Origin of the sequence: Saccharothrix hoggarensis (assembly GCF_042678885.1) — a bacterium.
GTDB classification, from domain to species: domain Bacteria; phylum Actinomycetota; class Actinomycetes; order Mycobacteriales; family Pseudonocardiaceae; genus Actinosynnema; species Actinosynnema hoggarensis.
Genome location: NZ_JBHTLK010000189.1, coordinates 1 through 14,255 on the forward strand (window position 1 = coordinate 1; position 14,255 = coordinate 14,255).

Genomic DNA, 14,255 nt, shown 5'->3' on the forward strand with positions numbered 1-14,255 from the left:
CTGGGCGCGGCGCCGTTGCGCGACGCGCTGGACCTGGTCGCCCGGCGGGCCAGGGTGGCGTTGCGGGACGCCGGGCCGCGCGACCGGGTGGACCCGTTCACGCCGCGGGAGCGGTCGGTGCTGGAGCTGGTCGCGCAGGGCCGCACCAACCGGCAGGTCGGCGAGGAGCTGTACATCTCGGAGAAGACGGTCAGCGTGCACCTGAGCCGGATCATGGCGAAGCTGGGCGCGAGCCGGCGGGCCGAGGCGGTGGCCACCGCGTTCGACCGAGGTCTGCTGGACCTGCCGGACTGAGCCGGGGCGGCGGTCACCCCGGTGGTCACCCCGCGGAGGAGTAGAGCTGCTCCCCGGCGCCGTTGTGGTCGAGCAGGCAGTCCGTCGCGCCGGCCGAGATCCGCGCGGTCAGCAGCTCGCGGACGGTGCCCCACCACGCCGCCAGGTCCGGGTCGTCGAGGTCGGCGATGCTCTCGTCGACCTTCTCCCACAGGCCGATCCGCGTCCACTCCCGGAAGCGCCGGTGCACGGTCGAGACCTTGACGCCGAACAGCGGGGGCAGCTGCCGCCACGAGCACTCGCCGGTGACCACGAAGATGATCGCCGCGAGGATCTGGCGGTCGTCGATGCACCCGCGCCCGCCGCCCTGGGTGCGCACGCCGGCGGGCGGGGCGAGGGGTTGCACGATCCGCCACAGCGCGTCGGGAGCCAACCGTCGGGACAGGTGGTTGACCACGGTTCGCCCTTCGCCGGTCCGGAAACAGCCGCAGTGAATCCGACGACCGAGTCTACCAGCGCGGCGTGGCAAGGCTTTCGTGGTTCCGAAGGGGGTGGGACGTCCCGCGAACGGCGCCCGCCGGACGTCCCACCGACCCCGGGTCAGGCGTGGCCCGCGTAGAAGGACGTGACGCCGGCGATGACCGCCTGCTGCTCGGCGTAGGACAGCTCGGGGTACATCGGCAGGCAGAGCAGCTTGCCGTTGTTCGCCCGCGCGACGGGGGTCGGCTCGACCCGGTGCGGCAGGTCGGCGAACGCCGGTTGCTCGGACAGGAGGTAGGGGTAGATGCGCTCGGTGGAGATCCCGCGGTTCTTCAGGTGCAGTTCCAGCTCGGCCGCGTGCTCGGTGTGGACCGTGTACTTGTAGAACACGTGCTCGCGGTCCGGCAGGACGGTGGGCGTGGACAGCGGCAGGCCCGCGAACGCCTTGTCGTACGAGCCGGCGATCATCCGGCGCTGCTCGTTCCACTCGGGCAGCATGGAGATCTGGTGCGACAGCACCGCGGCGTTCAGCTCGCTCAGGCGGGCCCGGCTGCCCCAGCTGTGGTGCAGGTAGCGGATCGTGCGGTCGCGGCCCAGGTTGTGCATGCGCTGCATGGCCTTGAGGTTCCGCTCGTCCTTGACGGTGACGAACCCGCCGTCGTCCAGGCCGCCGACGTTCTTGCCCACCCACATCGAGAAGCAGCCGAAGTCGCCGAACGAGCCGGCCGGCCGGCCCTTGTAGGTGGCGTCGTGGGCCTGGGCGCAGTCCTCGATGACGACCAGGCCGTGCTCCTCCGCGATGGCCATGATCTCGTCCATCTCGGCGACCTGGCCGTACAGGTGCACCGGGATGATCGCCTTGGTGCGCGGGGTGATGGCCCTGCGGATCGCCTCCGGCGAGATGAGCCAGGTGTCCGGCTCGACGTCGACGAACACGGGCGTGGCGTGCGCGGCGTTGACCGCGAACGCCGTGGACACGAACGTCATGTCCGGGACGATCACCTCGTCGCCCGGCCCGATCCCCGCGATGCGCAACGAGAAGTGCAGCGACTCGGTGCCCGACGACGTGGCCACCGCGTGCCCGCCCCAGCGCTCGCCGAGCTGTGCCTCCAGCCGCTTGGTGAAGTCGCCCAGCAGCGACGTGCCGCTGTCGATCACCTGGTCGAGGTAGCGGTGGATCAGGTGCCGCATGTTCGCGATGCGGCGGTGCTGCCCGTCCGGGGGAACCGGTAAGTGGGCTTCGTCGGCGTTGGTGGGAGCGGTGATGGTACCGGTCACGATGGCTCCTGATCAGTTCTGGGAGTGGGCCGTGCGGCGCACTCCTGGTGGGCGACCGACCGGCGGGTGGGCACGTTCGGCTCCCGGACGTCGAGTCCTGGCGGAAGGCCGTGCCCCTGTCGGTCGGTCGGGAGGGTCGATCGGTTCGGGTGAGCGCGGTCTCGTGCGTCGGATCGTCCTGATCGGTGTTCCCCCGGTCGTTCCCTTCGGGGGGAGGGGTTGGGGCGCGCGGCCGCCGCCGTCCGCCCGTCGGAGCGGCGGCGGCCGCGCGTCGAGGTCGTCGGGTCTGGTCAGTCCTGCGGCGCGAGGGCCGTGGTGTGCGGCGGGAAGTGGGCGCTGACGTGTGCGCCCAACTCCGCGAGCACGTCGGCCACCGGGCGGCGGCTGAACTTGAAGTTCAGCCCGACGTGGTTCACCCCCGCCTCGCGCAGCACCTCCAGGTAGTCGACCAGCCACCGGGCGCCGCAGCGGAAGCCGAGGTGGATGGGGCGCGGCGGCAGGTCCTCCTGCTCGGCCAGGTCCACGTACAGGCTCTGCGCGAACGGCTTGAACGCCGCGCCCGCGCCCGCCACGGCGGCGTGCCAGCCGCCCACCACCCGCAGGTGGGTGGTGATGTCCAGGCGCGGGTAGGCGAGCCACCCGTCGGAGTTCTCCGCGATCCACGCCATGTCCTGCCGGCTGCTGCCGGTGACCAGGAGCGGGATCGTGCCGCGGGAGGGCTTGGGCAGCACGTCCACGCCCTTCCAGCGGCCGAACGGCCCGTCCACCTCGGGGTAGGAGCCGCCCCACAGCTTCCGCAACGTGCCGAAGGACTCGCGGAACAGCTCGCCGCGATCCTCCAGCGGCCGACCGAAGGCCGGGAACTCCACCGGCCGGTCGCCCGTGGCCACGCCGAGCACCAGGCGGTTGCCGGTGAGGAGGTCGATCGAGGCGGCCGACTTGGCCAGGTGGACGGGGTGGCGCAGCGGCAGGATCACCGAACCGGTCGCCAGGCTGATCGAGGAGGTGTGCGCGCCGATGTGGGTCAGCCACACCCACGGGTCGTAGAGCTGCCCGCCGTCGCCGAAGGAGGGGTCGAGCAGGGGCACGTCGCGCACCCACAGCGCGGCCAGTCCCGCGTCCTCGGCCGCCCGCGCCAGCGCGACCTGGTCCTCGTTGGACGGGACGGCGCCCGGGTAGGACTCCAGCGGGAAGAACGCGCCCACGGTCAGCCGGCCCGGGGCGAACATCCGCGCGAACCCGTCGTGCCCGGTGACGGGTGATGGCGCTGTCGACATTACTTCTCCTCATTCGATCGGAATTCACGCGCGTGGTGCGCGGCATACCCGTGGCCGGGCGTGACGTGTTCGTGCCGCGGTCGGCGACCGCTTCTTCGGCTGTGGTGCGGACCTGTGGTCCGGGAGTTTCGGTGCTGCTCGTGCGGTGTGCGTCCCCAGTGATTCTTCCGATCAATTCTAATGTTGATCGGGTGCCAATTGAGATTAGGCGGTGAAAAATGACTGTAGTCAACGGGTATGAGCGGGTCAAAGCGACCGATCGGGTGGCGTCGCAGCGTAGTGGCACCATTCCGGGGGTGTCTCGTTTGGCGTGCGCGCGGCACCGGTGGCGCGTCCCGCGTCATTCCCCGGCACGTGTGGTGGCGGGTGCGCCGGGGACCGGACGCCCAGGTCGTCCGAAGTCATCACGGAGGGCGAGCGGGGACGGGGGCGTGCGACGGTTCGGCATCCCGATTCCGGGTCCGGGTCGACACTGTGGTGAATGGTCCGCGCGGGGCCTTTCCCGGCCGATCGGTGCAGTGCGGCCGCGTCCGTGCGGGCGGCCAGGCACAAGGCTCGCCGACGTCACGTCATCGGGTGAATTCCGGAGGGTCCGGCACGTCGGGCGAAAGTAGACGGTCGACGCCATGTGGGACAACTCTGCGTAGTCGGAATCGCCTGGATACTACTCTATTCGTGTATGAGGAATAGTCTGGTTAGCTCCGGCCGGGCACTTGCCGTGAGATTTGCGGGCCACTTGGGCGCACTTCCGGCCGTGCTGCCCCGATCGACCTCGCAGCCCCCCGGGGCGGGTCCTCCTCGCGACGGCGACCGGCCGCGCCGGTGCCGCCACCAGCGGCTGGGCGTCAGACCAGAGGACTAGGGAAAGTCATCCCGCATGGTGACGACGGGTTCCGCCGCCGAGATGACGACCGGTTACCCGTGCCCCCTCTAGCTTTTTGACGACCACCCGCCGAGAGAATGAGGGAGCATGTCCGCACTGGTGTCCGATGTCGGGACCCGCGCCGCCGCAGAAGCCGTCGACCTGGCGAAGGTGTACGGCAAGGGCGACACGGCGGTCCGCGCCCTCGACGGCGTGAGCGTCGCATTCGACGCGGGTCGATTCACCGCGATCATGGGGCCTTCGGGTTCCGGGAAATCCACCCTGATGCACTGCCTGGCGGGGCTCGACAACGTCGACGGCGGCACCGTGCGCATCGGCGGCACCGAGATCACGTCGCTCGGCGACAAGGAGCTGACCAAGCTCCGCCGCGACCGGGTCGGGTTCGTCTTCCAGGCGTTCAACCTGCTGCCCACGCTCACCGCCGAGGCGAACATCCTGCTGGGCCTCGAACTGGCCGGCCGCAAGCCCGACCGCGAGTGGTTCGACACGATCGTGGACGTGCTGGGCCTGCGCGACCGCCTCAAGCACAAGCCGACCGAGCTGTCCGGCGGCCAGCAGCAGCGCGTGGCCTGCGCCCGCGCCCTGGTCGCCCGCCCGGACGTGGTGTTCGCCGACGAGCCGACCGGCAACCTGGACTCGCGCTCCGGCGCGGAGGTGCTGGACTTCCTGCGCATGTCGGTGCGCAAGCTCGGCCAGACCGTGATCATGGTGACGCACGACCCGGTCGCCGCGTCGTACGCGGACCGCGTGGTGCTGCTCGCCGACGGCCGCCTGGCCGGCGAGATCGACCGCCCGACCGCCGACTCGGTGCTGTCCGCGCTCAAGCACCTGGGGGCGTGACCTGATGCTGCGCACGATCATCGCGGGCCTCAAGGCCCGCACCGCGCGGCTCGTGCTGTCCTCGGTGGCGATCGCCCTCGGCGTCGCCTTCGTGAGCGGCACGCTGGTCCTCGGCGACGCCATGAACGAGAGCCTGCGCGACGAGTTCGCCAAGGGCGCCCGCAACGTGGACGTCTCCGTCACCCTGGGCGGCGAGTCGCCGTCCGACGCCAAGGGGATCTCCCCGGACGTGCTGGCGAAGATCCGGCAGGCGCCGGGCGTGGCGGGGGCGGACGTGCGCGGCGCCCAGCCCGTGCCGCTGCTCACCACCAACGGCAAGGCGAAGCCCGCGTGGGCGGTCTCCTTGGCGGGCAACGAGAAGCTGCGCGAGTTCGACCTCGCGGAAGGCCGCTACCCCGCCAAGGCGGACGAGATCGCCGTCGACAAGCGCACCGCCGCCACGGCGAAGCTGACCATCGGCGGGCCGGTCGTGCTGCTGGGCGAGGAGGACGCCCGCCACACGTACACGCTCGTCGGCACGTACCGGCAGGGCACGAACTCGATGTCGCTGTCCGGCTACGACCACATCGGACTGACCGCGGACGCGTTCCAGGCGCTCGACCCGGAACGCCTGCCGTACCAGGTCGTCGCCACCGCCGCGCCGGGGTTCACCCAGCAGCAGGTCGTGGACAACGTCCGGAACGCCATCGGGGACAACGCTTTCGCGGTGCAGAGCGGCGCGGACCTCACCGAGGAGACCCTGGAACGGGTCGAGTCGCAGTCGGGTGAGTTCACCTCGCTGCTGCTGGCGTTCGCGCTCATCGCGCTCGTCGTCGCGGCCATGGTCATCTACAACACGTTCACCATCCTGGTCGCGCAGCGGACCCGCGAGCTGGCCCTGATGCGGTGCGTCGGCGCGAGCCGGTCGCAGGTGTTCCGCGGCGTGCTGGCCGAGGCGCTGGTGATGGGCCTGACCGCGTCGGTGATCGGGCTGTTCGGCGGCATCGGGGTGTCGGCCCTGCTGCAACGGGTGATCCTGTCGTTCGGCAACGCCGAGGACGCCGTGGTGCGCCTGCCGGTGGCCGGGACGACGGTGCTCGCCGCGTTCGCCGTCGGCACGCTGGTGACCGTGCTGGCGGCCGTGCTGCCGGCCCGCAAGGCGACCAGGGTCGCGCCGGTGGCGGCGCTGCGCAGCCAGCCGGACAGCGGCGAGGAGGTGTCCCGCACCGGTGTGGTGCGCGTGCTGACCGCCGTGCTGTTCGGCGTGATCGGCGTCGGCACGATCGTGTTCGGCCTGGGCATCGACGACGAGGAAGCCGCGATGCTGGTCAGCGGCGCGGGCACGATGGCGTTGCTGGCCGCGGTGCTCGTGCTCGGCCCGCTGCTGGTCGGCCCGGTCAACCGGGTGCTCGGCGCGCTGCCGCGGGCGGTGTTCGGCGTGCCCGCGAAGCTGGCCTCCGCCAACGCCGGCCGCAACCCCAAGCGCACCGCCGCGACCACCGCCGCGCTGATGATCGGCGTGACGATCGTGGCGCTGGTGACCGTGGTCGCGAACAGCGCCAAGGAGACCGCCAACGCCGAGATCGACGAGCGGATGCCCGCCGACTACACCGTGACGTCGGCCGTCCACGACCGGCCGCTGCCGGAGGAGCTGGTCGGGCAGCTGGCCGCGGTGCCGGAGGTGGCGCGGGTCGCCCCGACCACCACGGTCTACGGGGAGAGCGAGTACTTCACCGGCGTGCCGACCGACGCGATCGGCACCCTGTTCCGGCCGACGGTGACCAGCGGGTCGCTCGCCGACCTCGGTGACGGCGCGGTGGCCGTGAACGCCGACTACGCCAAGCGGAGCGGCGTGACGATCGGCTCGACGGTGACGGTGAGGGCGGCCGAGGGCGTGGCGCACGAGCTGAAGGTCGTCGCGGTGGTCGAGGGGCAGCGGCTGTCCGACGGCATCATGACGCTGGAGACGTCGCTGCGCTTCCCGGAGGCCGCCAAGGGCTACGACAGCATCCTGGTGAAGCTGGAGGACGGCGTCGCGAACGGCCGGGCGGCCGTGGAACGGGTCACCGACCCGTCGCCGCTGGCCGTGCTGGACAGCGCGGCGGAGACCAAGGAGCAGCTGAACCAGCAGCTCAACCAGGTGCTCGGGTTCATCTGGGCGCTGATCGGGCTGGCCGTGGTGATCGCGTTGTTCGGCATCGCCAACACGCTGACGCTGTCGGTGCTGGAGCGGACGCGCGAGTCGGCGCTGCTGCGCGCCCTCGGCCTCACCCGCGGCCAGCTGCGGCTGATGCTGGTGATCGAGTCGGTGCTGATGGGGCTGATGGGCGCGACGATCGGGCTCGTGCTCGGCATCGGCTTCGGCTGGGTGATCACCGAGGCCGTGTCCACGGACACCGTGTCGGTCGACCTCGTCGTCCCGTTCGGCCAGCTCGGCGTGATGCTCGCCGCCGCCGTCGTGGCCGCGATCGCGGCCGCCGCCCTGCCCGCCAGGCGGGCCGCCCGCACCTCGGTCGTCGCGGGGATGGCCGAGGCGTGAGAGGTCCGGTGGCCCGTCCCTCTTCGGGGGAGGAACGGGCCACCGGGCCGGTCGCCCACCCCGGCTCCCCTTAGGGGCCGGGGTGCGACGCGTGTCACAAAATTTTCCGCGAGCGCGCGTCACATCCTGGCCCGGAACCCCTCTAACAGGGTGCGGGGTGGCCCGAGCGAGGGCCGGGCCACCCCGCATCTCCCTGCGTCTTCTCCCACTGGTTGCCGTGTTGTCACCCGCCGGCCGCCGGGGCCTCACGGACCGTGGCACGGCTGTCACGCCGGCCCACGAGAGCGCTTCAGATTGTTGCGGAACGGTGTCGACCGGTACTTCCCGGGTTGACAGCGACTACCGGTACTCACGACTGTGAGAGCGCTCTCATGACGCCGGGTCCAATCCGGCGAGTGCGTCGAGGAGGACGGATGAGCAGGACACTGGTCGGCCGGACGACGGCGATCACCGCGGTCGCCCTGGCCGCGACCCTGGTGGCGGCGTGTGGTGGCGGGGGAGGTGACGGGGGCGACGACAAGATCAAGCTGTCGATCGGGGTCTTCTCCGACTTCGGCTACGCCAACCTGATCAAGGAGTACCAGGCGTCGCACCCGAACATCGAGATCGAGCAGCGCACGGTCAAGATGGAACAGCACCACACCCAGCTCGCGACGCAGCTCGCGGGCGGTCGCGGCGCCGCGGACATCGTGGCGATCGAGGAAGGCAACATCGCGCAGTTCCGCCAGTCCAAGGACAAGTTCGTCAACCTGGCGGACTACGGCGCCAAGGAACTCGAGAGCCAGTGGGCCGCCTGGAAGTGGAACCAGGGCACCACCGACAACGGCGACTTCGTGCTCGGCCTCGGCACCGACATGGGCAGCCTCGCGCTGTGCTACCGCCGAGACCTGTTCGAGGCCGCCGGCCTGCCCGCCGACCGCGAGGCCGTCGGCAAGCTCTGGCCCACCTGGGACGACTACCTGAAGGTCGCGGACACCTTCACCCAGAAGACGCCGGGCGTGAAGTTCGTCGACACCGCCCAGAACGTCTACAAGGCGATCCTCGACCAGACCGAGGAGGGCTACTTCGCCAAGGCCGACGACTCGTTCATCGGTGACACGAACGACAAGGTGAAGCAGGCCTTCACGCTGGCCGCGAGCCTCGGCGAGAAGAAGCAGACCGGCGCGCTGGCGCCGTTCAGCCAGGACTGGAACGTCGCGCTCAAGCAGGCGTCCTTCGCCACCACGACGTGCCCCGCGTGGGCGCTCGCGCTCATCAAGGCCGGCGCCGGCGACGAGGCCGCGGGCAAGTGGGACGTGGCCGCGGCGCCCGGCGGCGGCGGCAACTGGGGCGGCTCGTTCCTGGCCGTGCCCAAGCAGGGCAAGCACCCCAAGGAGGCCTACGAGCTGGCCAAGTGGCTGACCGCGCCCGAGCAGCAGAAGCGGATCTTCAAGGAGACCGGCAACCTGCCGAGCGAGCCCGCCGCGTACAAGGACCCCGAGGTCACCTCGACGGTCAACGAGTACTTCAACAAGGCCCCGGTCGGCCAGATCTTCGGCAACTCGGCGGAGAACCTGAAGCCCACCTACCGCGGCACGAAGGACTCCAAGGTCACGCCGGTGTTCGGCAACGCCCTGTCCCGCGTGGAGACCGGCAAGCAGTCCACCGCGGACGCCTTCGCCCAGGCCCTCCAGGAAGCGCGGGACGCCGTCAAGTGACGGTCGCACCCGAACGGGCCGCGGCGGGACGGGGCACCACGCCCGTCCCGCCGCCGGCGCAGCGCCTGTCGTGGCGGGACAAGCTCGGTCGACTGGACACCAGGTACACGCCGTACCTGATCATCGCGCCGTTCTTCGTGGTGTTCGGGATCTTCGGGCTCTACCCGCTGCTGTTCACCGCCTGGGTGTCGCTGCACGAGTGGCAGCTCATCGAGGGCGACCAGGGCTTCACCGGCCTGGACAACTACACCGAGCTGCTGTCGGACAAGAACTTCTGGAACGCGCTGGGCAACACGGTCAGCCTGTTCCTGCTCTCCACCGTCCCGCAGCTGTTCGCCGCCCTCGGCCTGGCCGCCCTGCTGGACCGCGGCCTGCGCGGCCGGGCGTTCTGGCGGGCGGGCGTGCTGCTGCCCAACGTCATCTCGGTGGCCGCGGTGGCGCTGGTGTTCGCGCAGCTGTTCGGCCGCGACTTCGGCATCGTCAACGCCCTGCTCGGCCTGGTCGGCGTCGACCCGGTCGACTGGCGCGCGCAGACGTGGGCCTCGCACCTCGCCATCAGCTCGATGGTGATGTGGCGGTGGACCGGCTACAACGCGCTGATCTACCTGGCCGCGATGCAGTCCGTGCCGAAGGACATGTACGAGTCGGCGATGCTCGACGGGGCCTCGCGGTGGCGGGTGTTCTGGTCGATCACCGTGCCGAGCATCCGGCCGACGATCCTGTTCACCGTCATCGTGTCGACCATCGGCGGCATGCAGCTGTTCGTCGAGCCGCAGCTGTTCGACCCGGGCGGCACGGCGACCGGCACCGGCGGCGACGACCGCCAGTTCCAGACCTTGGTGATGTACCTGTACGAGAAGGGCTTCCGGCTGTTCGACGCCGGCTACTCGTCGGCCATCGCGTGGGTGCTGTTCCTGTTGATCCTGGTGGTCGCGGTCGTGAACTTCACGGTGGCGCGGCGGATCGCGTCGAAGGGGTGAGGCACGTGAAGACCAAGCGCCTCACGAAGGCCGGGCCGTTCGCCTACGCGGTGCTGGTGGTGGTCCTGCTCGCGTCGGTGTTCCCGCTGTACTACTCGTTCCTGATCGCGAGCAAGGACAACTCCGCGCTGGGCGACGCGGTGCCGTCCCTGGTGCCCGGCGGGAACCTGCTGGAGAACCTGACCAGGGTGTTCGACACCGTCGACTTCTGGCTCGCCATGCAGAACTCGATGGTGGTCGCGGGCACGGTGGCGATCAGCAACGTCGTGCTCGGCACGCTCGCCGGGTTCGCGTTCGCGCGGCTGCGGTTCCGCGGCGGCAACACGCTGTTCCTGGTCGTCGTCGGCACGTCGATGGTGCCGACGCAGCTCGGCGTCATCCCGCTGTACATGCTGATGTCCGACCTCGACTGGTACGGCACCCTCCAGGCGGTGATCGTGCCGGCGCTGATCGGCGCGTTCTCCGTGTTCTGGATGCGGCAGGCGTGCGAGGAGTCGGTTCCGTACGAGCTGATCGAGGCGGCTCGGGTGGACGGCTGCTCGGTGCTCAAGACGTTCTGGCACGTGGCGTTCCCGGCCGTCCGACCACAGGCGGCGGTCATGGGCATGTTCACGTTCATGACGGCGTGGAACGACTTCTTCTGGCCGTTGATCGTGCTCGACCCGAACGACAGCCCGACCGTGCAGGTGGCACTGTCGACGCTGGCGAGCGGTTACTACACCGACTACTCGCTCATGCTCTCCGGCGCGTCGCTCGCGGTGCTGCCGGTCGTGGGGATCTTCATCCTGCTGGCCCGCCAGATCGTCGGCGGGATCATGCAGGGTGCCGTGAAGGGGTGAACTTCCGATGACGACAACCGACCCGGACACCGCGGTCGGGCGGGACCTGCTGCGCTTCCCACCGGATTTCCTGTGGGGAGCCGCGACGGCGTCCTTCCAGATCGAGGGTGCGACCACTGTGGACGGTCGCGGACCGTCCATTTGGGACACGTTCGCGGCCAGGCCGGGGGCCGTCCTCGGCGGCGACACCGGCGACCCGGCGTGCGACCACTACCACCGCTACGCCTCCGACGTCGACCTGATGGCGGAGCTGGGGCTCGGCGCGTACCGGTTCTCCCTGGCGTGGCCGCGCATCCAGCCGCTCGGCTCGGGCCGGGTCGAGCCGCGGGGGCTCGCGTTCTACGACCGGCTGGTGGACGAGCTGCTGGGTCGGGACATCCAGCCCGTGGTCACGCTGTACCACTGGGACCTCCCGCAGGCGCTGGAGGACGAGGGCGGGTGGCGCAACCGCGACACCGCCTACCGGTTCGCGGAGTACGCGGCGCTGGCGCACGAGCACCTGGGCGACCGGGTCCGCCTGTGGACCACGTTGAACGAGCCGTGGTGCTCGGCGTTCCTCGGCTACGCCAACGGCATCCACGCGCCCGGCGTGGTCGACCCGAAGGCGTCGCTGGAGGCCGCGCACCACCTCATGCTCGGGCATGGCCTGGCCACGCAGGTCATGCGCGACCAGGCGCCGGCCGACCACGAGTTCTCCATCGTGCTGAACTTCTGCTCGGTGTGGGTGGACGACGACGCGTCCCTCGACGCCGCGCGCAAGGTCGACGGCCTGCAGAACCGGCTGTTCCTCGACCCGCTCGGCGGGCGCGGGTACCCGCGGGACGTCGTCGAGGACACCGCGTGGCTGGGCGACTGGACGTCCGTGGTGCGCGAGGGCGACCTCGACGTCATCGCGACGCCGATCGACTGGATGGGCGTGAACTACTACAGCCCGACCCGCGTGGCCGCCGCCGACGACCCGCTGGTGGTGAGCGGCGGGCCGTTCCCCGGCCTGCGCGGCGTGGAGTTCCTGCCGCCGCGCGGCGAGGTGACCGGGTTCGGCTGGGAGGTCGACGCGCGCGGGCTCACGGAGCTGCTGGAACGCCTCCAGCGCGACGTCGGCCTGCCGCTGGTGATCACCGAGAACGGCTCGGCGTTCCCCGACGTGGTCGAGGACGGGCAGGTGGTGGACGAGGCGCGGACCCGGTACCTGGTCGACCACTTGCGCGCGGTGCACGAGGCGATCGCGGCCGGGGTGGACGTGCGCGGGTACTTCGCGTGGTCGCTGCTCGACAACTTCGAGTGGGCGGCGGGGTACAGCCAGCGGTTCGGCATCGTGCACGTCGACTACGACACGCAGGTGCGGACGGTGAAGCGCAGCGGCCGCACGCTGGCGAGGGTGATCGGCGCCAACGCCGTCCCGGCGGAGGGCTTCGAGCTCCCGTGACCCGTCGGTCGGGGGCCGCATGTCGCCGCGGCGGCCCCCGCCCGACGCCCGGGCGCCACGTCGGGGGCTAAGCCGACTCGCGCCGCACCAGCACCGTCGGCAGCACCTCGCGCCGGGCCCGGATCGACTCGCCGCGCAGCAGTCGGAGCAGGTGGGTCACCATGTGCCGCACCTGGGCGCTGGTGTCCTGCTGCACGCTCGTCAACGACGGCGTGGTGTGCGGCGCGATCATCGGGTGGTCGTCGAACCCGACCACCGCGACGTCCTGCGGCACCCGCTTCCCGGCCTCCCGCAACGCGTCCAGCGCGCCCGCCGCCATGTGGTCGGACGCCACGAACGCCGCGTCGAGGTCGGGCACGCGGGCCAGCAGGGCCTCCATCGCGCGCCGCCCGCCCTCGCGCGAGAAGCCGCCGTCCTCCGTCATCAGCGCGGTCATCTCGTCGTCCGCGCCGACCGCCGTGCGCCACCCGGCCAGCCGGTCCATCGCCGAGTGCTCGTCCAGCGGACCCGTCACCGAGACGATCTTCTTGCGGCCCAACGACATCAGGTGCTCGGTGGCGAGCAGCCCGCCGCCCTCGTTGTCGTGGTCCACGGTGTGCAGCCCGCGCAGCGAGCCCCACGGCCGGCCCGCGTACACGACGGGCAGCGGCAGCTTGCGGGCCACCGTCGGCAGCTGGTCGCCCTTGTGCGGCGCGAACAGCAACGCGCCGTCCACGTGCCCGCCCGCCATGAACCGCTCGGCGCGCGCCTGGTCCTGCGGCGAGTGCACCAGCATGAGCACCATCTGCACGTCCGCGTCGGCCAGCGACCGTGCCGCCGAACGGATCAGCCAGGCGAAGTGCGGGTCGTCGAAGATCTTCGGCTCGGGCTCGGAGAAGACCACCGCCACCGCGCCGGAACGCCGGGTCACGAGCGCCCGCGCCGCCTGGTTCGGCTGGTAGCCCAACTCCATCACCGCCGCCGTCACGGCCTCGTGCGCCTCCGGGCTCACCCGGGGGGACGCGTTGAGCACCCGCGACGCCGTCGCACGGGAAACGCCAGCCTTCGCCGCAACGTCCTCCAGCGTGGGCCGTGCGCTTGAGTGCGATTGAACGGACACGAGCACCACTCCTCGACGTTCGCCTACCCGGCCAGCTTAGCCGGAGGCGACCTGTCGGGAAGCGCTCTCAGGACGACCCGCGACGGCGTCTCGCGGACCGCCTGCCTCGACCGACACGCGCAGCAAGCCGTCCTCCCGCCGCACCGACGTCGCCAGGCCCGCGCGGGCCGCGGTGCGGATCAGGCCGGTCTCGGAAGGCAGGCACCAGCCGACCAGCTCGCGGCGACCGTCCGCCCGCGCCGCCCGGGCCAGCGCGCCGAGCAGCGCGGTGCCCACGCCACGACCCTGCCACCCGTCCTCCACCAGCAACGACACCTCGGCGCTGTCCGGTGTGGACATCGGGATCAGCTGGCCCACGGCCACCACCCGGTCGGCGCACTGCGCCACCACCGTCGTGCCGCGCGGCGGGCTGAGCAGCCGGTGCAGCCACCGCCTCGGCACCGTCCGCATGCCCGTGTGGTAGCGGTGGAACAAGGTGCTCATGGAGCACCGCGAGTGCAGCTCGGCCACGGCCTCCTGGTCGCCCGCCCGGCCCGGCCGCAGCACCAGCGCCATGCCGTCGTCGGTCAGCAGCGCCGTCGGCTGCGCCGCAGCCACCCCGGCCTCCGCGACCAGGTCGACCAACGCCTGCGCCCGCGCCAGCTCCACCTGGGTGAACGGCGCCC

Annotated in this window: 12 protein-coding genes; 7 read left to right on the forward strand and 5 right to left on the reverse strand. The window is 71.2% G+C overall.

Features of this window, described 5'->3' with window-relative positions:
* Window positions 1-294, forward strand: a 294-nt coding sequence (locus tag ACFQ3T_RS27280; RefSeq protein ID WP_380727306.1) for a helix-turn-helix domain-containing protein, incomplete at its 5' end; no start/stop codon positions are given.
* 25 nt (window positions 295-319) lie between these two features.
* On the opposite strand, the gene ACFQ3T_RS27285 is transcribed toward ACFQ3T_RS27280, so the two are convergent.
* The 3 genes from ACFQ3T_RS27285 to ACFQ3T_RS27295 form a co-directional block, all read right to left on the reverse strand.
* Window positions 320-730: a transposase gene (locus ACFQ3T_RS27285; RefSeq protein WP_380727308.1), complete on the reverse strand. Its 411-nt coding sequence runs from the start codon at window positions 728-730 to the stop codon at window positions 320-322.
* Window positions 731-873: 143 nt separating this feature from the next.
* On the reverse strand, window positions 874-2,031 hold the full coding sequence (locus ACFQ3T_RS27290; protein WP_380727310.1) for a DegT/DnrJ/EryC1/StrS family aminotransferase: 1,158 nt from the start codon (window positions 2,029-2,031) through the stop codon (window positions 874-876).
* Window positions 2,032-2,321: 290 nt separating this feature from the next.
* On the reverse strand, window positions 2,322-3,308 hold the full coding sequence (locus ACFQ3T_RS27295; protein ID WP_380727312.1) for an LLM class oxidoreductase: 987 nt from the start codon (window positions 3,306-3,308) through the stop codon (window positions 2,322-2,324).
* A gap of 970 nt (window positions 3,309-4,278) precedes the next feature.
* Here ACFQ3T_RS27295 and ACFQ3T_RS27300 point away from each other — a divergent pair.
* From ACFQ3T_RS27300 to ACFQ3T_RS27325, 6 genes are all read left to right on the forward strand, one after another.
* Window positions 4,279-5,031 (forward strand): ABC transporter ATP-binding protein, encoded by a 753-nt coding sequence (locus ACFQ3T_RS27300; RefSeq protein WP_380727314.1) that lies wholly within the window; start codon window positions 4,279-4,281, stop codon window positions 5,029-5,031.
* Between the two features lie 4 nt (window positions 5,032-5,035).
* Window positions 5,036-7,549 carry an ABC transporter permease gene (locus tag ACFQ3T_RS27305; protein ID WP_380727316.1) on the forward strand — a complete coding sequence of 838 codons (2,514 nt, stop codon included), beginning with the start codon at window positions 5,036-5,038 and terminating at the stop codon, window positions 7,547-7,549.
* Between the two features lie 413 nt (window positions 7,550-7,962).
* Window positions 7,963-9,246: an extracellular solute-binding protein gene (locus tag ACFQ3T_RS27310; protein WP_380727318.1), complete on the forward strand. Its 1,284-nt coding sequence runs from the start codon at window positions 7,963-7,965 to the stop codon at window positions 9,244-9,246.
* 65 nt (window positions 9,247-9,311) lie between these two features.
* Window positions 9,312-10,226 carry a carbohydrate ABC transporter permease gene (locus ACFQ3T_RS27315; RefSeq protein WP_380727328.1) on the forward strand — a complete coding sequence of 305 codons (915 nt, stop codon included), beginning with the start codon at window positions 9,312-9,314 and terminating at the stop codon, window positions 10,224-10,226.
* Between the two features lie 5 nt (window positions 10,227-10,231).
* The gene (locus tag ACFQ3T_RS27320) at window positions 10,232-11,065 is read left to right on the forward strand and encodes a carbohydrate ABC transporter permease (protein ID WP_380727320.1); all 834 of its coding nucleotides are present in this window, start codon (window positions 10,232-10,234) and stop codon (window positions 11,063-11,065) included.
* Between the two features lie 7 nt (window positions 11,066-11,072).
* Complete coding sequence (locus tag ACFQ3T_RS27325) at window positions 11,073-12,491, forward strand: GH1 family beta-glucosidase (RefSeq protein ID WP_380727322.1); 1,419 nt, start codon at window positions 11,073-11,075, stop codon at window positions 12,489-12,491.
* Window positions 12,492-12,558: 67 nt separating this feature from the next.
* Here the strand turns inward: ACFQ3T_RS27325 and ACFQ3T_RS27330 are convergent, their stop codons facing one another.
* Together ACFQ3T_RS27330 and ACFQ3T_RS27335 are read right to left on the reverse strand one after the other, a co-directional pair.
* Complete coding sequence (locus ACFQ3T_RS27330; RefSeq protein ID WP_380727324.1) at window positions 12,559-13,590, reverse strand: LacI family DNA-binding transcriptional regulator; 1,032 nt, start codon at window positions 13,588-13,590, stop codon at window positions 12,559-12,561.
* A 36-nt stretch (window positions 13,591-13,626) separates the two neighbouring features.
* Window positions 13,627-14,255, reverse strand: a 629-nt coding sequence (locus ACFQ3T_RS27335; protein WP_380727326.1) for a GNAT family N-acetyltransferase, incomplete at its 5' end; no start/stop codon positions are given.

Excerpts from the sequence above, each read along its gene's own strand:
- ACFQ3T_RS27295 (WP_380727312.1), bottom strand. The coding sequence starts at position 3,308 with ATGTCGACAGCGCCATCACCCGTCACCGGGCACGACGGGTTCGCGCGG.
- ACFQ3T_RS27325 (WP_380727322.1), top strand. The coding sequence starts at position 11,073 with ATGACGACAACCGACCCGGACACCGCGGTCGGGCGGGACCTGCTGCGC.
- ACFQ3T_RS27310 (WP_380727318.1), top strand. The coding sequence starts at position 7,963 with ATGAGCAGGACACTGGTCGGCCGGACGACGGCGATCACCGCGGTCGCC.
- ACFQ3T_RS27300 (WP_380727314.1), top strand. The coding sequence starts at position 4,279 with ATGTCCGCACTGGTGTCCGATGTCGGGACCCGCGCCGCCGCAGAAGCC.
- ACFQ3T_RS27305 (WP_380727316.1), top strand. The coding sequence starts at position 5,036 with ATGCTGCGCACGATCATCGCGGGCCTCAAGGCCCGCACCGCGCGGCTC.